Genomic DNA, 20,503 nt, shown 5'->3' with positions numbered 1-20,503 from the left:
CCAATGAAGGTTGGAAAATGAAAATATTAGTTCGTAATTTAGATCGTTTAGTGACTGAAGCTGAAGTTTTAGAGCTGTTTAAGGCTTATGGTAAAGTTGAGTCTTGCGTCGTTGTAACCGATAAAGAGACAGGTAAATCAAAAGGTTTTGGCTTTGTCGAAATGCCGAATCCACGTGAAGCGATCAAAGCCATTAAAGGCTTAAATACACTTAAAGTAAAAGGTTACGGAATTCGCGTTAAAGCCGCTGAAGAGTAATGCTTTTATGCAACAATTTTTAGCTCTTTCTATGGTTGCTCTAAATGGCACCCGTATAGCCCAAGGTGTAAAGACAATAGAAGTCCGTTCATGGGTGCCTACAGAATTACCTCTTAAAGATCTATTAATTGTTGAAAACTAGAATTTTTTAATGAATGATGGTGATGAAGAAGAGGGAATAGCTGTCGCTTTGGCCGATATTGTCTCTATTCATGTTTGGCAAAATGATGAGATTGAACCTGCCTGTGCTACTGGTTGGAGTGAAGGATATTTCGCTTGGGTTCTGAGTAATGTGCGTCCAGTGAAGCAGCAGTTGAAAGTTCAGGCTAAACGAAAAATTTATCAAGTCACTTTGGATTTTCCATAAATAACGTTGATTTTATCAATGGAGTCGTTAAGCTAAGAATAGCCATATTGATGGCAATTTTAGAACAGGAAAGTTTAGTTATGTCACGTGTTGCTCGTTATCATGCCGATCGTACCAATCAAAAACTCTATTTTGCACGCTTAGCGTGTCAACAAGCAGAGCAAACTGATCATGTACAGCAGGTGCAAGCGTATCGTGAAACAGCTGTCTTTCACTTGCATGGTGCGATGCTGGCATTTTTGCAAGAACTGGTACGTTACTACCGTTTAAACGATTCACAGCCGACATTAAAATCGATTGAAGAGCATATGGCGGCAAAAGGACAGGTTTCTCCTGAAGTTTCTGTTTTACAGCAACTGGCAAAAGATGGTTTTGTGGCAGAGTTAAAACGTGCTTACCGTATGTGTCAGTATGCACCGGAACCCACTGAACCAACACCGGAAGAAGAAACATCTTCTAATTTGATCATTAAAGTGACTCAGGGACCCCAGTCATGGTTACCTGATGTGAAAATTTTGCGTGAATGGCATAGAGAGTTAAGTCATTTAATTGATGGTTTTCGTAACGAAATGGTCGAGTTCTAAAATTAAACTGTCTGAGCGCTTGAAATTTAATCCCAGTGCGCCTATATAAATAAGACGAGAGATGCAAAGTGCAAGGGTGCTTTGCCACCATGTTGAAACATGGAGGAAGTATATGTCTATACAGCAATTGAAAGAGTTATTTGGAAATCAAGAAGCAGTGTTGGAGTTAGTCCAACTCGAAGGTGGTGAGCTCGCCTTGCGTAATGCTGGTTCTGAAAAAGAGCCTTTGGTTAAAATTCAATTTAGTGATGAACTAAAAGAGATATTAGGCGAGCAAACGCCTATCGTTGCCCAACATATGATTCAAGCTGCTTTATTTGGACTGCTCGAAAAGCAGGTCAATGAATGGCAGGCTGAAGTTGTAGATGAGCAGCCTAAATTCCTAAGTTAAAAAAAGCGTACTCTTGAGTACGCTTTTTTGTATGCGTTAATGATGTGTTGACTGATGCGCGAGTTCGATTTGATTTAAAATATGATGGCTCATATTCTTTGCCATTTCTTCTTTTGCATAGAAGACTTCACCAATATTTTCATGTCGAATGACGGCAGCTTCTTCTTTACTTTCTGCACAAATTAAAACCTGAATTTGAGGGTTTAATTGTTTGGCAATATCCACAATTCGGTGAATATCTAAAATATCCATAGGGGAAATCACCAATAGTCGTGCATGCATGATATGAGCCTGAATTAAAACACCAGGTTCAGTTGCGACACCACTCACGGCAGCAATATTTGCTTGACGCAGCTTTTCTACAATTTCACGATTTTCTTCTGCAATTACGACTTTAATATTCTGATTAATTAAATTTTCAGTAATACGTCGTCCAACACCACCATACCCTACAATCACCACTTGATCGCGTAGATAAGCTTGGTCAACTTCATCTGGCAACATCGCGAGTGGATCACCACTGCGCTCGAGAAGTCGTGCTAAATGAGAGCGTTCACGAATCCAGCGTTGTACAGGTTCAACTGCCGAGAAAACAAAAGAGTTAAGCGTAATTGAGAACAAGGCACCTGCTAAAATCAGGTTTTGAGCTTCTAGCGTTAATAGACCTAAAGAAACACCTAGCGTTGCCAAAATAAATGAGAACTCACCAATTTGTGCAAGGCTGGCCCCGACGGTCAAAGCAGTATTAATTGGATAGCGGAAGAATAAAACCAACGCCATTGCAGCAAGCGTTTTACCCACCATAATAATCGCGATAACTGCCAAAATATGCAGTGGACGCTCGATAAGGATATGTGGGTCAAACAACATTCCTACCGAAACGAAGAATAAAATCGAGAAAATTTCACGTAAAGGAAGGGTTTCTTCTTCTGCACGGTGGCTAAAGTCTGATTCTTTTACGACCATACCCGCAAAGAACGCCCCTAGCGCCATTGAAACCCCAAAGATGGCATAAGAGCCATAGGCAATCGAAACAGCTGCTGCTACAACGGTCAGCGTAAATAGCTCTCTTGAACCTAAACGCGCAACAAACTGCATAATGATAGGAACAACACGCTTACCTACAATCAGCATAAAGGCAATAAAGCCAATCACTTTTAATAGGGTGATTCCAAGCGTTAGCCAGATGTTTCCTTCTGCGCCTGCCGGTGCTTTTCCACCAAGTAAAACCGCTGTAGCTGGAAGAAGTACTAAAACAAGTACCATCACTAAATCTTCAACTAACAGCCAACCTACAGCAATTTTGCCGTTTACAGAGTCTAAAAGACCACGGTCTCCTAAAGCTTTTAATAATACAACGGTACTCGCACACGATAAGCTTAAGCCAAAAACCAATGCTGAACCAAAGCTCCAGCCCCATAACATTGAAACGCCAACGCCAAGTAAGGTGGCAACGGCTATCTGTAAAATTGCACCAGGTAAGGCAATACGTCGAACTTGTAAAAGATCATTTAATGAAAAATGCATCCCAACGCCAAACATGAGGAACATTACACCAAGTTCAGCAAGTTGGTTTGCAAGATGAATATCTGCTTCTATGCCAGGGGTATTAGGACTAATAATAATTCCGGCAATTAAATAGCCGATAAGAGGGGGAAGTCGTAGTCGGGCGGCAATATAGCCAAAAAAGAGGGCAACGCCGAAACCAACAGCAAGTAAAATAATTAAATCTACGTCATGCGGCACTAAAAACTCCTTTTACGTGAGTTAGGCTAAAGACAAGCATAAAAAATGCCAAGGCGGAATATGTAGAAAGTTTAACAAAAAGGCGGGTATAAAAAAAATGCAAAAAAAACGACTTCTTAAAGAAGTCGTTTTTTTCGACGCTAAAATTATTTGATTTTAGCTTCTTTGAAAATCACGTGTTGACGGATTTTTGGATCAAATTTTTTGATTTCCATTTTTTCCGGCATAGTACGTTTGTTTTTAGTCGTGGTATAGAAATAACCTGTACCAGCTGAAGAAACGAGACGAATCTTATCACGCATTGCTCAGACTCCTTAGATCTTTTGACCTTGAGCACGAAGGTCTGCAACAACCTTTTCGATACCCAATTTGTCAATAATACGCATACCTTTAGTGGTTAAACGAAGACGTACAAAACGTTTTTCGCTTTCTAACCAGAAACGGTGGTGGTGCAGGTTCGGCTCGAACCGGCGCTTGGTTTTGTTGTTGGCGTGTGAGACGTTGTTACCAACGACTGGACGCTTGCCGGTAACTTGGCAAACCTTAGACATGGTGTAACTCCATTGATTTAGCCAACAGCAAATCTGTGGCCAGTCATACTAAATGTAAACGGATGAATTCATTCAAGGGGCGTTTTATACCAAAAATACGATTAAAAGACAAGCGAAATTGGTAAAAACGAGGCATGATCTAGTGTAACAGATCATGCCTTGATCAGTTAACGCAACAAGGTTTTCGAAATGAAGCGATGAATTGGTTTATTGAACGGTGGAAGAATGTATTTCAGGCTATAAAGTTTTGGATTTGACATCACCGAACGTTCATGTGAAAGCCCAAAAAAGCCTTCTGGTCCATGATATTTGCCCATACCTGATGCCCCAATTCCGCCAAATGGCAAGTCATCTTGAGCAACATGGGTAATGACCATGTTAATTCCGAAATGTCCTGAATGAGTATGCTGCGAGATATAATCGGCGCGTGCCTGATCATAGTCAAAATAATACATTGCTAAAGGACGTGGACGACTATTAATGAACTCAATGACCTCTTCTATTTGGTCATATTCTAAAATTGGTAGCACAGGGCCAAAAATTTCATTTTGCATGATATCCATTGCAGTCGTTACACCAGTCACTAAAGTTGGTGGAATTTTGCGGACATCATCTAAAATTTCATTTTGCGGATTTATTTCAACAATACGAGCACCCTGATCACGGGCATTTTCAAGATAACCTTGAATCCGGTTGTACTGTTTATCATTAATAATAGAAGTGTAGTCTTGGTTGTTGCGGAAATGAGGATACATTCCAGCCACAATCAATTTAAAGTTCTCGATAAATTCGGCAGTTTTCCCGCGTGGCAAGAAAATATGGTCGGGTGCAACGCAAGTTTGGCCTGCATTCCATAGTTTACCTACAGCAATACGCTGTGCGACATCTTTCATATCTACAGAAGCATGTACCAGAGCAGGGGATTTACCACCCAACTCAAGAATAACTGGCACAAGGTTTTGAGCTGCGGCTGCCATGACTGTTTTACCAACGGAAGTTGAGCCTGTGAAAATCATTTTGTCGAAAGGCAGATGACTAAACGCATCAGAAATGACGCCACCGCCGTTTACTACAGCAACCAGTTCTTGTGGGAAAGCTTCAGAAAGTGCATTTTCAAGAATCTGTCCAAAATTTGGAGATGCACTCGAAATTTTGATCATGGCATGGTTGCCGGCAGCTAAAGCACAGATGAGTGGACCAACAGACAGTAGTAACGGGTAGTTCCATGGTGTAATAATGCCAATTACACCCATTGGTTGATATTGTACCCAACCTTTTGCTGGTTGATGTAATACACTGATATGGCGTTTTGATGGTTTCATCCATCCGGTTAGGTTCTTACTGTAATACTTGATTTGTTCAAGACAAGTAAGTAACTCACCAATTTTGGTTTCCATAATGGCACGATTGCCATAATCAAGGTTAATTGCTTCGGCAATCTGATCTTGATATTTTACCAAGACTTTTTTAAGACGAGCTAAACGATCAATACGCTCTTTAGCAGTGGGTACCGGATGACGTAAGTAGGCAATCTTTTGCTGCTCAAGCAAATCTTGTAAATGCTTAACATCATAAGGAACCTGAGTCTCTGGATTTGTTTTTGTTTGACTGTTCATCGGTACTTACCAAATATACTGATATACTTATTTTTTAGAGTAAATACTCTAAAGAGTCAAGTTGGTTTCTGTGTGCAAGTCTTAACCATATGAATTAACGAAGGTTATTAAAATGTCTCTACCTAAAGCTCTGAAGACAAAAGACCGGATTTTACAAATCAGTTTGCAGCTCTTTAATGAGCGTGGCGAACGGTCTGTCACTACCAATCATATTGCTGCAGAGCTGGGGATCAGTCCTGGAAACTTGTATTATCACTTTCGAAACAAGCATGAAATTATTAAGGAATTAATGTATCAGTATCAGGTCGAGACTTTAGAAATGCTCTCTTTACCTGAAGACAGACCATTAACCACCAACGACAAAATTAGTTATTTTCAGGTGCTCAGCGGTCAGTTGTGGAACTATCGCTTTATTCATCGCGATGTTTATCACTTAGTTGAAAGTAACGAAGACTTTAAGAAAATCTATCCGCGCTTTGCGGGGCAGGTGATGCAGCAAGGACAAAGAATTTATCAGGCCTTTGTCGATGCGGGTCTTATGAAAATGACAGCTTCCGAAATTGAAGCTTTAATTATTAACCTCTGGATTGTCTTAACCAACTGGACCAACTTTTTATATATGTCCGGCCATATTAGTGACAATAACCACCTTGAGGAAAAATGGGTTTGGCAAGCATTACGCCAAATGGTTTTCTTAGAGGGTCCTTATTTAATGGGTGAAAGCCGTGCGACTTATGAACAATTGCTCGAATCACTTGGACCTTCTGATCTTTTTGCAAGCTTGTCATCCTTAAAAGATGAATAGTTGTGCTTGCTTATTTAGAGCGCTAGAATACTCGGCTTATTAAAAATTTGTCTCAATTAAGTGATATTAACAAAATGAATATGACCACTGCCAATACAGCCCGTTTACTGATTACTTGTGAAGACAAGCCTGGGATCGTACAGGCTGTATCGAGCTTTTTGTACCATCAAGGTGCAAACATTACCGCGCTTGATCAATATGCGACGGAAGCTCAAGGCGGACGTTATTTCATGCGTGTTGAATTTGAACTTGATCATTTACAGTCGCGTAAAGATGCATTAATTCAAACATTTGCTGCCAACGTTGCTGAACGTTATGGCATGCAATGGCGTCTTGCTTTCGTAAACGAAATTAAAAAGGTTGGTATTTTAGTTTCTAAAGTCGACCATGCTTTGCTTGAGTTATTATGGCGTCATGCGCGTGGTTCTTTACCTTGTGAAATTACGCATGTGATTTCTAACCATGAAGATTTACGTGAATCTGTTGAGAACTTTGGTATTCCATTTACTGTAATTAAAGTAACCAAAGACAATAAAGCCGAAGCTTATGCTCAAATTGATGAAATGATGCAAGGTAACGACTTATTAGTTCTTGCACGTTACATGCAGATTTTAAGCGAAGATTTTGTTGCAAAATGGGAAATGAAAATCATCAATATTCACCATTCATTCTTACCTGCTTTCGTTGGGGCAAACCCATATAAGCAAGCCTATGAAAAAGGTGTGAAGTTGATTGGTGCAACAGCTCACTATGTGACTGCTGACCTAGACCAAGGCCCGATTATTGAGCAAGACGTTGAACGTGTAAGCCACGATTATAACGTTGAGCAGTTACGTGAGCTTGGTGAAGATGTTGAGCGTAATGTATTGGCTCGTGCTGTTAAATGGCATTTGGAAGACCGCATTATTGTAGATGGTAATAAGACAGTTGTTTTCTAATTACCTTATCTTTTTAAAAGCACACTTTTGAGTGTGCTTTTTTATGGCTAAAATAAATTTAAAATGTTATAACATAACCTTAATTTGATGTTCTATTGGTTATTCTCAATATTGTAACTACTTAAAGTTTTTTTAAGTTGAGTACGATTTGATAAGTAGTCTATGGAACTAACAAATTTTAGTGTGTTGTCTAAGCATGAGAAAAGTAAGGTGATATCACTTTATGAAGTTAGATTGCACAATACTAGGAAATGTTTTTCGCAAAAAATTAGTTGCAAATGAAAACACTTCTCATTTATTATTGTGGCACTTTATTGTTCTATCCGATGTTTGAAATCGTTTCTATAAATTGAAGTCGAGATCATCATCCATTAGGTAATTAGATTCTTATGAGTCAATCTTCCGCAGCCTTAAACTCTCCCAATCCGATGAAAAAGAAAGTCATCACGGCCCTAATTGCGGTTGCAATTGGTCATATCGGGGTCTTATGGGCAGTTAGCCACATTAAGCCTGCTGAACTAAAGCCAATTGACAAGAAGCCTTTACAAGTCCGCTTTGTAAAAATTCAAGAACAACCAAAACCTTTACCACCGAAACCAAAAGAACCGCCTAAAAAGCCGGAACCCAAAAAAGAAGTGAAAGAGGTAAAGGTTGTTGAGAAACCTGTGATTCCACCTAAACCAGTGGAAAAAATTCAGCAGGTGAAAAAGGCTGAAACTCCTAAACAAACAGTAAAGACAGAACCTAAAGTTGAACCAAAAGTAGTTACTCCAACGACTACTGTGACTGAAAAAGTCGTTGAAAAGCCAAAACCAGTGGTACAAGAAGCACCTAAAGCTCAACCTGCGCCAGATCCATCACCAAAACGCGTTTCAATTGGTGGTTCAGGTGTGCAGTGGAGTCGCTCACCACGTTTGACTGTTTCACCAAAAGATTTACAAGGCGAAGCGCGTTCAGTTGTTGTACTCATTGAAGCCGATGAAAAAGGCAAGATTACCAATGTGCGCGTAACCCGAAGCAGCGGCATTTCAAGTCTAGATGACAAAGTAGTCCGTGCTGTACGTGGTGCAAAATTTAAACCTTATATGGAAAACGGTGTTGCTTATCCAATTAAAGCAGAGCAACCGTTTGATTTAACCCCTTAAACGAAATTTGAGTCCCAACGGCTAACCTTAATCAGGAGTTCGAATATGAACTTTTCAATCTATTGGCAACATGCAGATGCAGTGAGTAAAACCCTGTATTTCATCTTATTGGCAATGTCGATTGCTACTTGGACAGTTTTCATCTTACGTTTGATGGGGACTCGCCAACTAAAACAACAAGCTTACGCTCAACTCTCTAAAGCTATTAGTTCGCTAAAAGCGAAGTTACAGCTTTTGAGTTTTGAACAGCGTAAAGCAGTTGCAGAGCAAGCATTATTACGCCAAATTTCTGCTGAAAAAGTCAATGCTGAGAAAGGTATTTCTGTTTTAGGAACAATTGCTTCAATTGCACCATTTGTTGGTTTGTTTGGTACGGTATGGGGTATTTTCCACGCGCTGGTTGCTGTAGGTAAGAGCGGACAAGCAGGATTGGCTCAAGTGGCTACACCAGTAGGTGAAGCACTGATTATGACTGGTCTTGGTCTTGCAGTTGCGATTCCTGCGGTATTGGCTTATAACATTTGTGTACGTGCTAACCGTGGTCTTGCTCATGATTTACAAGATCAAGCACACAGTTTGTTAATCGATACAATGTTGCAGCAAGACTCAACTGTAAAGTCTGATGTTAAAACTGCAGAACAAAGTTATGTTGGAGGTCAAGCTTAATGGCTTTTCAATTGGGTGAAGACCACGATAGTGGCATAAATGAGATGAACCTCATTCCGCTAATCGACATTATGTTGGTGTTAATGATCATATTTTTGGTCACAGCAACAGTTGCCAACCCATCGATTCCATTAACACTGCCTAAAACAACTGCTGAAATTATTGATCCACCACCAAAAGCGATTACGATTAGTATCAATGCAAATGGTGAAGTGGCTTGGGATACTCAAGTAATTAGCCTTGATGAGCTTCAAAAACGTTTCCAAGAAGCAGGTCAAGGTGAGGTTAAACCTACGGTTCAACTTCGTGCTGATAAAGAGTCGAAGTACGATACTGTGGCTCAGGTAATGTCTCGCGCCAGTGAAGCCGGACTGAGCGATATTGCCTTTGTAAGTGAAAACTAAAATTTAGTTTACTCAATAAAAAAGCAACCAAGTTGGTTGCTTTTTTATTGCTCTGATTTATTGATCTTTCATCAGATGCTGGAATTTACTATACAGCTTGAGCAACTTAGGTGGAATCGCAAAGTTGCAATAACCTTGTGAAGGGTTCTTTGCATAGTAATTCTGATGATATTCTTCGGCTGGATAGAATGTCGGGACAGGAGACAGCTCAGTCACAATATCAAGATCGTCATCTTTTAACGTTTGAATCGTATGTTCTGCTGCCTGTTTTTGCTCTTCATTATAATAATAAATAACAGAGCGGTACTGAGTACCAATATCATTACCTTGGCGGTTTAAAGTCGTTGGATCATGCGTTGCAAAGAAGACATCAAGTAACTGAGAATATGTAACTTGTTGTTCATCAAAGTCAATAAGGACCACTTCAGCATGCTGAGTGTCACCTTGACATACTTGCTCATAAGTTGGCTGAGTTGTATGCCCACCAGCATAACCACTTGTTACTTTTTCTACACCACGTATTTGTAAAAATACGGCTTCGACGCACCAAAAACAGCCGCCGCCAAATAATGCCTGTTGCATTGTTTTTCCCTCTATTTCCTGCCTATTACAATAGGGTCTATCTAACTAGATTACAAAGTAAAGCGTGTATAAAAAAGTAAAGAAAAAGAGAATAACTTATTTAGTTTTCGATAGCCACCAACAGATCCTCAATATTTAAAGGGTTTGTAGATACGCTTCTAAGTTGGAGAATGTGCCATTAAATCCTTGTGTCATTCCATCGCGAGCAGAATCAAAAGTTGAGTTCCCAATATCGTCAGAGTTCCACGGTTGCCAAGTAATTGTGACTTTTGTTTTATTATCAATATCTTCAAAAGTTGTGGTTGCTAACATTTCTAATGGCCATGTCGGTGACATAGGGTGTCGTGTGTTGTTACCGTCTTTGTCTGAAAAAGATTGAATAAACGTTAATCGCTCATTGGGTACAATCTCACGAAACACTTGCTTACCCCACATTTGTGTTCCATCGGGTCCTTCTAATCCATAGTGATAAGTTCCACCAACTCCAAAATCCATTGAGGTATGAATGATTTTGAAATTTTTTGGACTCATCCAATTTTGTAAGTGATTAATATCAGTATGAACCTTGAATACAAGATCACGAGGTGCATTGAATACTTTAGAAATACTAAATGGTGTAATTTTTTCTGTCATGATTATTTTCCTTTAATTAGAAAACTGGTTAATTTAAGTTATGGAGTTACTTTGTGATTCTGGCAAATTATTTTCAAAGCTAACAAAGTGTTCTTCTAATATTTGGCGAAAATGAGCCTATAGAATATCAAGCAGACTCTAGTCAGCTTTGGGTAAACCTTGTCGCACAATTTGAGAGAAGTGTTCACTACTCTGATCTGAAAGTTGTTCAAAATGCTCAGTACGTGGATTGATATGCGCGATTTGATACCACTGCTTTAAACTAATATTTTGATTGAGCGCTTTAAGATCATATAAATAATTAGGTAAATAACCAGAGGCTATTAAACGATAATCTTTAGGAAGCTGATATGGATTAATGGCTTGAACCATATCAAAAATCAAGGTTGTACAATTACTTGTGAGGGTGTTATACCATTTTGGCTGTGCACGTAGCTCATCTGACTTTTTAAGATATTCTAAAAATAACGCTTTTTGTTCTGAACGTGGCATATTGACTGGGAAATTATAAACTTGCTCTTTACGGATATTGCTACGCGTGTAGACAATATCTTTTTCATCGGACGCAATTAAGCTCAGTTCATATTTTCTAAAAAAGCCACCCACTGCCGAAAACTCTTCAGTTTTTTCTTTGCGAATCTCGATTGAAAAAACTAAAGGCTGTTGATTCTTAAATTCGAAACTGACCAGCGTATGGGCAATTTGTGGCCCCATCCAGTAAGAAGTAATAATATTTATGCCATTTAACTGGTTCAGGTCAAAAGTACGGGTTTCCCAGCGAACGTCATAAGTACCATCGGGATGCCAGTTGAAGTTACGGACATTATGCAAAGTAACAACGTTGCCGTGTTTTTCGTAACTTAGCATATTGGCAACTTCAGGGTTCCAGTCACGGTCTTGACGTGCAGTAATTGAGAAATACCAAACCAGAGAACAGGCAAAAGCTAAAAGATAAATTAAGATATCTGTACGACGGCTAATGATATGACCATTGAAGTATAAGCCAGCCATACTTAATGCAAAGGCAATCCATATACCGATAATAATGCGACTGCCTAACCAGCCAAAAGGTTGTTGCACCCAAAGCGCTAAACATACCCAAATACTGGAGAGCACAATAAACAACGTGAATAGACCATGTAAAGCGCCGAAGAGGAGGGCGATAATAAATTCACGTGTTCCGATATTGTGCATAGGCGGCCATAAAATTATTTTTTATAAGTTGCAAATTCGAATGAAGTTCCTGTTTTTTCATCTACTTGCTGCTCGCTCACAGTTTTATGAAATTCACTCGGTATAGTTGGATAATGTGCATCACCTTGGACATCTAAGTCAACATGAGTGAGCTCGAGACGGTCTGCAATTGACAAGGTTTGCTTAAATATTTCACCACCACCAATGATGAAAAGCGCCTGCTTTTCGGTGTTTTTGGCGTCTTCTAAAGCTGCGTTTAAAGCATCTTCAATTGAATACGCAATTTTTACGCCGTCAAAGTGCCAGTTAATGTCACGGGTAATCACCCAGTTCACACGGTTCGGTAGAGCACGGCCCATAGACTCAAGAGTCTTACGGCCCATGATGACCACACCACCTTGGGTGATTTCTTTAAAATGTTTTAAGTCGGCAGAGATATGCCATGGCAACGCATTGCCTTTACCAATACAGTGATTTTTGTCCATTGCGACAACGTGGACAACTTCTACATTTTGCCATGCCATAATCTTATTCTCTAAACCGTAATCTAATGAAATTTAAGCCGTCGTTATACTGCAACCGGAGCTTTAATTGCTGGATGTGACTCGTAACCTACAATCTCGATATCTTCAAATTTGAAATCGAAAAGGTCTTTAACTTCCGGATTAAGTTTTAATTGGCAAAGTGGTAATGGTTCACGCGTTAATTGTAGTCGTGCCTGCTCGAAATGGTTGGCATAAAGATGCGTATCGCCACCTGTCCAAACAAAATCACCTACGCCTAAACCGCACACTTGAGCAATCATATGGGTGAGTAAGGCATAGCTAGCAATATTAAATGGCACGCCCAAGAACACGTCAGCACTACGTTGATAAAGCTGGCATGACAATTTGTTGTCTTGTACGAAAAATTGGAAGAGTGTGTGACAAGGTGGCAATGCAACTTGTCCAGCTTCATTCGGGTTCCAGCCAGAAACGATTAAACGGCGCGAATTTGGGTTAGTTTTGATTTCGTTAATTAACCATTTAATTTGGTCAAAACCATCTTGGTTATAAGTACCGTCAGCATTTTTAGTTGCGCCGAAATTACGCCATTGGTGGCCATAAACCGGGCCTAGTTCATGTTCTGGGCGGCCAAAACGAGCTGTTTGTTCTGCTGTAGCCCATTCATCCCAAATTGAAACTTTATTGTCTTTTAAATATTGGACGTTGGTGTCGCCTTTTAAAAACCAAAGTAACTCAATCACAATAGAACGGAAGTGAACTTTTTTTGTGGTGAGTAAAGGAAAACCTTTAGAGAGATCAAAACGCATTTGATGACCAAATACAGAACGGGTTCCTGTGCCTGTACGGTCGCCTTTGTCACCGCCATTATCAAGGATATGTTGTAGTAGGTCTAAATATGCACGCATAACACTCTCGAGTTCGGATTAATTCCATAAAATAAAGGGGGGAGATAGCTCAACGATAAATAATTACGCAATAGAGCTGCTTCATCATGAACCATTGAAGATGATACCTGTTGTAGCCCAAGATGAAAATCTAAAAATAGTTCTATGGCATTTCAAGAGGCGTAATTATTCAAAACGCTTGGCACGATTTTGATAAATCGAAACAAGAAAAAATCCAACCAGTACAAAGCCTAAAGCTTGTATCGTTACGATCCAATTGTGCTGAGGTGGCAATATCCACACCACAATAGCAACAATAAGAAGAGGATAAATTCTAAGCAGAAACTGGAAGTTAGATTTATATGAACTACGGTCTGGAATTTTTGTTTGTAAATATTGCCCGAAATGAAGTCCGAAACCTAACGCAAGGCTCAGAATAGTGTAAGTCGGCGATAAAGGCTGGACTTGATTGGCTACATAAATTGCAGCACAAACGACAATAATGAAGATGAGTTTGATGTGACGCGGTGCGTTGTACCAATAAGCCAACATAAAACGGGAGCCTATTTGTTAAATAACGATTGTGGTGAAAAAATAAAAGCAGCAAGCGCCATAAATGCAATGCCTTGAACGCCCCAAATAAGTAAGTTAGGCATGGCTTTCACAAAAATAAGTGCAAACAAGAGTGCAATAGGAACCCATGTAAATAGACGGTAAAGTAAACCGGTTGGATTACTTTGAGCAAAATGCAATTTAAAGTAACGGCAGATTAAAAAAATAACCCCAGTTCCCGTAAACATTAAAATAGTATCTAACGGTAATGGTTGATATTGATATAACCCAATACAGATTAATAGGGTAATAATTAAGATCATTAATTTTTTAAAAGACGGGACTTGCTTGTTAAACCAGAATTCCAGCATGGTGTATCTTCTTTCTTGGGAGATAAAAACTGTAGCATAAAAAAGAGGAGCCGAAACTCCTCTAATTTAGATGTTAACTGTTCTTTTGTGGGCCCCAGTCATAAATTTTCTTTTGGTAGGCATACCACATCATCCAAAGGCCAATGAGCAGCATTGGAACGGTAAGGATCTGACCTTTAGTCATCCAGCCAAATAAAATGAAACCTTGGTCGGCATCGGGTTGACGGAAGAATTCCATTACAAAACGTGCAACGCCGTAACCCATTAAAAATAACGCTGAAACGGCCATACGTGGGCGAGGTTTTGAACTAAACCACCACAAGATAATGAATAGAATTAGACCTTCGCAAAGTGCTTGATAAATTTGAGAAGGGTGGCGAACCAAATGTAATGGATCGGTTGGGAAAATCATTCCAAAGGGATAATTCGGATCTGTAACCGCACGGCCATATAACTCTCCACCAATAAAGTTACCGAAGCGTCCGAACATTAAGCCTGTCGGTACACAAGGGGCAATAAAGTCGAGTGTTTGGAACCATGTTTTTTGATATTTTTTACACCAGAATAGCATTGCAATCATGACGCCTAAGAAGCCGCCGTGGAAGCTCATACCACCTGTCCAGACTTGGAATAACCAGATTGGGTTTTCAAGGAATTTATCAAACTCATAGAAAAGCACATAGCCGATACGTCCGCCGAGTACAACACCTAAGGCGCCGTAAAACACCAGATCGGAAACCATGTCCGATGTCCAGCCATCACGCTGTTTGGCACGGTAGGAAGCAAGCCCCCAAGCACATAAAAATGCCAATAAATACATGAGTCCATACCAATGGACTTGAAGAGGTCCTAGATGTATTGCGACCGGATCGATATTAGGATAGGTCAGCATTGCTGCTCCTTGATCTTACGTTTTGACAGATTGTAGCGGAATGATGTGAAAAATGTTGTACATTCAATGTGTAAACATAGGGAACAAGAATCAATGTGTATTGTGGCTTTAGCATGGCATGTTCTGGATGATATGCCCTTGTGTCTTATTTCAAACCGTGATGAGTTTTATCACCGACCAACTGCATTGTTGCATCAATGGGAACATGCACCCATCATTGCAGGGCAAGACTTACAGTCAGGTGGTACTTGGATGGGCATTACGCCACAGGGCCGATGGGCTGTGTTAACCAATTTCCGTGATGGGCGTGATAAACAGCAATACGAGACTTCTCGTGGTCATTTAGTTCAGGCTTTTTTAGAGTCTGATTTATTGCCGATTCGCTTTGCTCAACAATTAGAACAACAGCAACAGAACTTTGCTGGTTTTAACCTGTTTATGGGGACTGCTGATCAGGCGGTCTATATGAGTAACCGTGGTGAAGCCCCACAAGTATTAGCTAATGGCGTGTATGTGGTTTCGAATGGTTTAATGTCCGATCACTGGGAGAAAACCAGACATTTAAGAACCCGTTTTACGCAAGAGTTCTTGCCTATGCATCAGCACAAAACAGAAGAGTTAAGCTTGCAACATGCAGCGTGGGATATTTTAGAAGATGAGCGTAAGGTCACCACAGCATTGTTGCCAAACACGGGCATTCAGCCGGAAATGGAAGAATTATTGTCATCGACTTTTATTCAAAGCCCCGTATATGGAACACGGTGTTCGAATTTTTTAAGAATGACCAATAATGAATGGATATGGTTGGAAAAGACCCAGCAAGGTGAACATAGCGGCCAAATTGTACAGCAGCAGATACTTCTAAATCGTTAACAAAATGCCGATCAAGTGATCGGCATTTTTTTGGGTAAATCAATTAACCGGCAATAACGCCGCCATCTTTACGGGTAATCACAACAGTTGCTGAGCGTGGGCGCGCAGTTTTATTGCTTGGGTCTTTTTGTGTGGCAGGCCAGTTACTTTCTGGTTTCGCGTAACTTGGTGAATCTTCACCAGGGTGCTGAACATTAATGAAAATTGCTTTGTAGTCAGGAGTCATGGCAATACCAGTAATTTCACATTGCTTTGGTCCGACTAAGAAACGACGTAATGTTGCGTCTGTAACTTTGGCACCTGTTATGGTCTGCTGACCATTTGAAGTTGTTGCTGTACCACCATCACCGATTTGACCCGGCAGAGCTGCAAGCATCATACAGTTAGTAACATCAGTGTAAGCGCCGTCATCGGTTTCAATCCAGAGAACACCGCGTGGGTCAAACCACATACCATCCGGAGATGAAAAATCATTGTTATCTGTTAAGCCAGATAAGTTGATGTTTGAAGCCATTGCTGCTTCTGCGCCAAATAAATAGATATCCCATTTGAAGGTTTCAGCAGTCGTTTTATCATCAGTTTCTTTAAAACGAATGATATGGCCGTTCACATTTCCTTTTTGTTCTTTTGTGCCTGCATATAGGTCCGTATAGTTACGAGGGTTGGCTGCATCTGTAGGGTAATCTTTACCACGGTTTGAGTTGTTGGTGAGTGTGACATAAATTTCGCCATTAATTGGGTTAACGGTTGCCCATTCTGGGCGGTCCATTTTTGTTGCACCGACTGAATCTGCTGCTAAACGCGCAAAGGTGACTACGTCTGCCTGAGATTTAAATGGATAGGTAGTGTTACTTTCATTTAAACCATTTTTACCGTAGGCAAGTTCAATCCATTGACCTGAACCATCGTTATTAAACTTGGCAACATACAACTTACCTGAGTTCATGTATTTGTCACCAGCTGCATAGCCGCCGTTTATATCTTTTGTGTCCCACACTGCGGTTGAAACAAACTTATAGATGTATTCGCCACGAGAGTCATCACCCATATAAAATGCGATTGGTTGACCTGCTACGGCGCGACATGCACTGTCTTCATGGGCAAAACGGCCTAATGAGGTACGTTTAACCGGATTTTGACGGTTATCAAATGGGTCAATTTCAACCATCCAACCAAATGTGTTTGGACCATTGCGGTAATCTTGGGTTGCTTGAGCTGCTTTTACATCGGCATTCCAGCGGTCATATAGGTCTTGTGCCTCTACTTGACCAATTACGGTTTCCCAACCGTAACGAGAACTCGACCCTGCTTTAAGGCCATAGCGTTTAAGGGCAATAATTTCTTCTGGAGCACGTAGCGTGTCATCAGTTGTGCTACGGGCAAAATAACCGATAAAGTTTTCTTCTGTGGTTAAGTATGTTCCCCAAGGTGTATAGCCATTACCACAGTTGTTGTGTGTACCACGAGTCTGGCGGCCAGCAGGCGAAAAGCGCGTTGAAAGTAAGTTAGACCCTGCTGCTGCACCCGCAAAGTCCATGACTGTAGAGCCTGTAATACGTCTATTAAAAATAGAGTTTTTTACAACTTCTACTTTCTGTGTAGTAGGGTCTTTTTTGATATGAACTACAGAAACGCCATGAGCATTGGTTTCGCGAATGACTTCGTCTTCAGGACGGCGTCCATCAACTTTGGTTGGACCTTTAGGGTGCAAAAAGGTTTGGTTGATGTATTCGTGATTCATCACCAATAAACCTTGTGCTGAAACAGTGTCATCAAAACGGTTTGTTGATGTGTTTAAACCAAAATAGTGCATACCATCGTGGCAGTCGCCAGAGCGAAACTGGAAGCTTGGACCAGATGGAATATTGTTATCATCCCAATCACCAAAAGAAGGATTAATAGAGTCACCTAAAGCGTAAATCACATTTGCCTCATAACCTTCCGGTACGGTCACAATATCATTTAAATTTTTAGCAACTGGCGTAAAGGTAAGTTTTTCAGGCTTTTTGTTTGGATCGACTGGAGCAGTTCCACCGTTGTTGGAGCCAGAGTCATCGTTATTATCATTACAGCCCGTTAAAGTAGAGGCTAAAGTTAGTGCCACAGCGCCGCTTGCTGCTTTAGTAATGAGGCTACGACGACTTACGTATTGGTCTAAAACATCACGAAAGTGAATATTGTTCGAAGTGTTGTTGTCTAGTTCCTGATCTTCATAATATGGGGTCAAGTCGTTCATATTAAATTCCTAATTCAAAATAAGTTTTTTCTAAATGTCTTGATTAGCTTAAGTTTTGAATATGACGAGGTCTTGACGTTTTAATGATAACTTAATGAAAAATTTGATCGTTTAGTCAAAAAGAAAAGTACTTTTTATTTTTATGGGGGTTTTAAAATAAAAGAAACCTGCATAAAGCAGGTTTCTTTTGAGTTGTGGTAAGAATTATTTCTTCACAACAGATGGTGCTAGAGGGTCAGCCGTAATATAACCAACTGCCGCTGCAAAACGATCTTTGTAGTTTGCACGAACAAGAGGATCAAGAGTTGCTTTTACTTTATCGTGTAATGGAGATTCCCAGTCACCCGGATGCTGGAAGTTACTCATGATGTAAGTCCAGCCATTCACCGCATCTACAGCATGTAAACCTGTCGATTCAGCACCAGCAGGTGTTGATAAGATACGGCTTAATTGTTTGGTGTCTACATTATATGCCCATAAGAAGTTATTTACGTGCATACCACTGTCTTCACCAATGAAGAGCGTACGTAAGTTTTCAGAGAACTTAATGTTATCTGGATTTGCAATTTTATCTGCATTTGCAAGGTTACCCAAAGCATCAGCAGTTGTGAGGTCTTCACCAACTAAAGCGGCTGGCGGTTCCATATGAGTCGATACCCATTCACTGTTAATGAGCTGACCTTTGTTGTCGACTTGGCTGCCCTTTAACGTATGTGCATAAACTGCACCAGCTTTTGGACCTTGTACTTGAATATCAGTGGTTTTATCAACCATAGAAGACTGTACATAAGACATCGCAGAGTATGCGATTTTGTCTTTAATATTTACAGTTGTGCCTTCCATCTTGGTGAAGCCCATACTTGCGCCCACTAAAGCTGCATAACGATGCGTTTCTAGGAAAGCTGCTTCTCGTTCTTTACCCGGTACAAGTTTGACCCAGTTATTTTTGCCGCTATAACGGATTTTGGTATAGCTTGCATCTTGAGGATCTGTAGTTTTTACATCCATCAAGTCTGAAATCTTGTATTGATCTGCCCAGCTTTTTACTTCTGCACTTGTTGCATGACCAAGGTTAATCCAAGAAATATCACCCGCACCAGCGCCTACGCCTGAGGTTTGCTTCCATTTAGCAACATAGAGCGTACCCGCAGATAAGTCTTTTTCTTTATCGGCAACAAACATGAATAAACCGCCATTCGTTGCATCATCACCCATCAATGCAGTGCGGTTATCTGGCATAACTTGAATAAGTTCGTGCGAGATACGACCTAAACAGTAATGTTTTTTGATTGAACCTGTACCATCTGTATTTACAGTCACTTCTGGTAAATGACCGTAGTGGTATGGGTTACCTTTGGTACTGTCACCAAATAAGTTTTTGCTAAATACTGGTAAGTAGCTTCCAGCAACGTTGTTTGCGTCTGGTTCGTATTCTTCACTAGAAAGGTGAGTTCCCCATGGAGATAAGCTTGCACCACAAGTAATCCATAAACCGTTTACTTTAGACGTATCGACATTGTGGTATTTAACCAGTGTTAAATGACCAGTTTTAGGGTCTTGGTCTAAAGTTAAAATCGCAATTGGAGATGGTAGTAAGCCATACATAGACGCTAAGCTTTGGTCACGAGTCGTATATTCAAACTGAACGACGTGAAATACAGGATTACCTGTCACACCTAAAGCTTGTTTGTCCGCATCGGTAAAGTCACGCCCAGTTGCTTGTTTAAAGCTAATTAAAGAGCTTCCATCTGGACAGTCAGAGAAGAATTGACGTTCTTGCCCTGGTTTTGATTTATCAATAATTGGTTGATTATTAATATCAACATAACCGCCCGCTAGAATTTTTCCACCTTTACCGTCTGCAACCAGATCACCTGTGGTAAAGAATGGCTTGTACGCTAATGTGTAGTCAGTTTTTGAGCCATCTTCCCAGCTAATTGAAAGGCTTGATCCAACAGTTGTTGTTGCCATCGCTGCTGGGTTGGCTAAAGATGGTGCAGCCATTGAGGTAAACGTTGCATTTTTAAAGTTTACTGTTGGTGGTGGAGTAACAACATCTGAATCATTATTACTGTCATTACAGCCTGCTAACGTTGCTGCCGTAGCCATCGCACCTAATGGAAGAAAAGGGATCCCCGTAAACCATTTTAAAATATCGCGACGTGTTGGGTGGTTAGAAGCAGTTGTCATAATAAATCCGTAACTTTTGTGTGTATATTTGTTGAGTCGATTCTATGGATTGGAAATGACACTTTTCTTACATTTTTAAGTCACTTTGAAGACAGTTTATAATTTGATTAATTAAGACGA

General features: G+C 40.3%; 23 protein-coding genes and 1 pseudogene. 10 read left to right on the top strand and 14 right to left on the bottom strand.

Annotation, left to right across the window (positions count from 1 at the left end):
* Positions 1 to 17 precede the first annotated feature (17 nt).
* From ACH63V_RS01455 to ACH63V_RS01440, 4 genes and pseudogenes are all read left to right on the top strand, one after another.
* Entirely contained in the window at positions 18 to 257 is a 240-nt protein-coding gene (locus tag ACH63V_RS01455; RefSeq protein WP_004698872.1) for an RNA-binding protein, read from the top strand.
* 7 nt (positions 258 to 264) lie between these two features.
* A pseudogene (locus ACH63V_RS01450) lies at positions 265 to 624 on the top strand (ASCH domain-containing protein).
* An 80-nt stretch (positions 625 to 704) separates the two neighbouring features.
* Positions 705 to 1,208 (top strand): DUF6586 family protein, encoded by a 504-nt coding sequence (locus ACH63V_RS01445; protein WP_004710685.1) that lies wholly within the window; start codon positions 705 to 707, stop codon positions 1,206 to 1,208.
* A 112-nt stretch (positions 1,209 to 1,320) separates the two neighbouring features.
* The gene (locus tag ACH63V_RS01440; RefSeq protein ID WP_002053465.1) at positions 1,321 to 1,599 is read left to right on the top strand and encodes a hypothetical protein; all 279 of its coding nucleotides are present in this window, start codon (positions 1,321 to 1,323) and stop codon (positions 1,597 to 1,599) included.
* A gap of 36 nt (positions 1,600 to 1,635) precedes the next feature.
* Here ACH63V_RS01440 and ACH63V_RS01435 read toward each other — a convergent pair whose 3' ends face one another.
* The 4 genes from ACH63V_RS01435 to ACH63V_RS01420 all read right to left on the bottom strand — a co-directional run bounded on the left by ACH63V_RS01435 (position 1,636) and on the right by ACH63V_RS01420 (position 5,512).
* Positions 1,636 to 3,345, bottom strand: coding sequence for a cation:proton antiporter (locus ACH63V_RS01435; protein ID WP_263612868.1), 1,710 nt, complete (start codon positions 3,343 to 3,345; stop codon positions 1,636 to 1,638).
* Between the two features lie 146 nt (positions 3,346 to 3,491).
* On the bottom strand, positions 3,492 to 3,647 hold the full coding sequence (gene rpmG, locus ACH63V_RS01430; RefSeq protein WP_001205031.1) for a 50S ribosomal protein L33: 156 nt from the start codon (positions 3,645 to 3,647) through the stop codon (positions 3,492 to 3,494).
* 12 nt (positions 3,648 to 3,659) lie between these two features.
* Entirely contained in the window at positions 3,660 to 3,896 is a 237-nt protein-coding gene (rpmB, locus tag ACH63V_RS01425; protein WP_000048256.1) for a 50S ribosomal protein L28, read from the bottom strand.
* Positions 3,897 to 4,063: 167 nt separating this feature from the next.
* The gene (locus ACH63V_RS01420; RefSeq protein WP_311087147.1) at positions 4,064 to 5,512 is read right to left on the bottom strand and encodes a coniferyl aldehyde dehydrogenase; all 1,449 of its coding nucleotides are present in this window, start codon (positions 5,510 to 5,512) and stop codon (positions 4,064 to 4,066) included.
* Between the two features lie 112 nt (positions 5,513 to 5,624).
* On the opposite strand from ACH63V_RS01420, the gene ACH63V_RS01415 reads away from it, so the two are divergent.
* The 5 genes from ACH63V_RS01415 (at position 5,625) to ACH63V_RS01395 (ending at position 9,470) form a co-directional block, all read left to right on the top strand.
* A complete protein-coding gene (locus tag ACH63V_RS01415; protein ID WP_263612870.1) occupies positions 5,625 to 6,317 on the top strand; it encodes a TetR/AcrR family transcriptional regulator in 693 nt (230 codons plus the stop codon).
* A gap of 74 nt (positions 6,318 to 6,391) precedes the next feature.
* Complete coding sequence (gene purU / locus ACH63V_RS01410) at positions 6,392 to 7,255, top strand: formyltetrahydrofolate deformylase (protein WP_005066088.1); 864 nt, start codon at positions 6,392 to 6,394, stop codon at positions 7,253 to 7,255.
* 389 nt (positions 7,256 to 7,644) lie between these two features.
* Positions 7,645 to 8,400: an energy transducer TonB gene (locus tag ACH63V_RS01405; protein WP_263612871.1), complete on the top strand. Its 756-nt coding sequence runs from the start codon at positions 7,645 to 7,647 to the stop codon at positions 8,398 to 8,400.
* Positions 8,401 to 8,445: 45 nt separating this feature from the next.
* A complete protein-coding gene (locus tag ACH63V_RS01400) occupies positions 8,446 to 9,066 on the top strand; it encodes a MotA/TolQ/ExbB proton channel family protein (protein WP_396462522.1) in 621 nt (206 codons plus the stop codon).
* Positions 9,066 to 9,470 carry a biopolymer transporter ExbD gene (locus ACH63V_RS01395; RefSeq protein WP_004698850.1) on the top strand — a complete coding sequence of 135 codons (405 nt, stop codon included), beginning with the start codon at positions 9,066 to 9,068 and terminating at the stop codon, positions 9,468 to 9,470. Before ACH63V_RS01400 ends, ACH63V_RS01395 begins: the two co-directional genes overlap by 1 nt.
* A 57-nt stretch (positions 9,471 to 9,527) precedes the next feature.
* Here the strand turns inward: ACH63V_RS01395 and msrA are convergent, their stop codons facing one another.
* The 8 genes from msrA to lgt all read right to left on the bottom strand — a co-directional run bounded on the left by msrA (position 9,528) and on the right by lgt (position 15,084).
* Positions 9,528 to 10,052, bottom strand: coding sequence for a peptide-methionine (S)-S-oxide reductase MsrA (gene msrA / locus ACH63V_RS01390; protein WP_032048138.1), 525 nt, complete (start codon positions 10,050 to 10,052; stop codon positions 9,528 to 9,530).
* Positions 10,053 to 10,187: 135 nt separating this feature from the next.
* On the bottom strand, positions 10,188 to 10,685 hold the full coding sequence (locus ACH63V_RS01385; protein WP_396462521.1) for an SRPBCC domain-containing protein: 498 nt from the start codon (positions 10,683 to 10,685) through the stop codon (positions 10,188 to 10,190).
* Positions 10,686 to 10,823: 138 nt separating this feature from the next.
* A complete protein-coding gene (locus tag ACH63V_RS01380; protein ID WP_396462520.1) occupies positions 10,824 to 11,879 on the bottom strand; it encodes a DUF4105 domain-containing protein in 1,056 nt (351 codons plus the stop codon).
* Positions 11,880 to 11,893: 14 nt separating this feature from the next.
* A complete protein-coding gene (locus tag ACH63V_RS01375; RefSeq protein ID WP_396462519.1) occupies positions 11,894 to 12,403 on the bottom strand; it encodes a dihydrofolate reductase in 510 nt (169 codons plus the stop codon).
* A 44-nt stretch (positions 12,404 to 12,447) separates the two neighbouring features.
* Positions 12,448 to 13,290: a thymidylate synthase gene (gene thyA / locus ACH63V_RS01370; RefSeq protein WP_002115009.1), complete on the bottom strand. Its 843-nt coding sequence runs from the start codon at positions 13,288 to 13,290 to the stop codon at positions 12,448 to 12,450.
* A gap of 165 nt (positions 13,291 to 13,455) precedes the next feature.
* Positions 13,456 to 13,821, bottom strand: a complete 366-nt coding sequence (locus tag ACH63V_RS01365) for a hypothetical protein (RefSeq protein WP_263612874.1) — start codon at positions 13,819 to 13,821, stop codon at positions 13,456 to 13,458.
* A gap of 11 nt (positions 13,822 to 13,832) precedes the next feature.
* On the bottom strand, positions 13,833 to 14,192 hold the full coding sequence (locus tag ACH63V_RS01360; RefSeq protein WP_032048365.1) for a hypothetical protein: 360 nt from the start codon (positions 14,190 to 14,192) through the stop codon (positions 13,833 to 13,835).
* A 73-nt stretch (positions 14,193 to 14,265) separates the two neighbouring features.
* Positions 14,266 to 15,084 (bottom strand): prolipoprotein diacylglyceryl transferase, encoded by an 819-nt coding sequence (gene lgt / locus ACH63V_RS01355; RefSeq protein WP_200000190.1) that lies wholly within the window; start codon positions 15,082 to 15,084, stop codon positions 14,266 to 14,268.
* 93 nt (positions 15,085 to 15,177) lie between these two features.
* On the opposite strand from lgt, the gene ACH63V_RS01350 reads away from it, so the two are divergent.
* Positions 15,178 to 15,957 (top strand): NRDE family protein, encoded by a 780-nt coding sequence (locus tag ACH63V_RS01350; protein ID WP_396462548.1) that lies wholly within the window; start codon positions 15,178 to 15,180, stop codon positions 15,955 to 15,957.
* 43 nt (positions 15,958 to 16,000) lie between these two features.
* Here the strand turns inward: ACH63V_RS01350 and ACH63V_RS01345 are convergent, their stop codons facing one another.
* Positions 16,001 to 18,193: a PhoX family protein gene (locus ACH63V_RS01345; protein WP_396462518.1), complete on the bottom strand. Its 2,193-nt coding sequence runs from the start codon at positions 18,191 to 18,193 to the stop codon at positions 16,001 to 16,003.
* A 204-nt stretch (positions 18,194 to 18,397) separates the two neighbouring features.
* The gene (locus tag ACH63V_RS01340; protein WP_396462517.1) at positions 18,398 to 20,383 is read right to left on the bottom strand and encodes a PhoX family protein; all 1,986 of its coding nucleotides are present in this window, start codon (positions 20,381 to 20,383) and stop codon (positions 18,398 to 18,400) included.
* Between the last annotated feature and the right edge of the window lie 120 nt (positions 20,384 to 20,503).

It is taken from the genome of Acinetobacter sp. ABJ-A23_2 (assembly GCF_044538765.1).
Taxonomy (GTDB): Bacteria; Pseudomonadota; Gammaproteobacteria; order Pseudomonadales; family Moraxellaceae; genus Acinetobacter; species Acinetobacter nosocomialis_A.
Note: the sequence above shows the minus strand (reverse complement) of the source record. Positions and strands in the feature narration are given on the sequence as shown.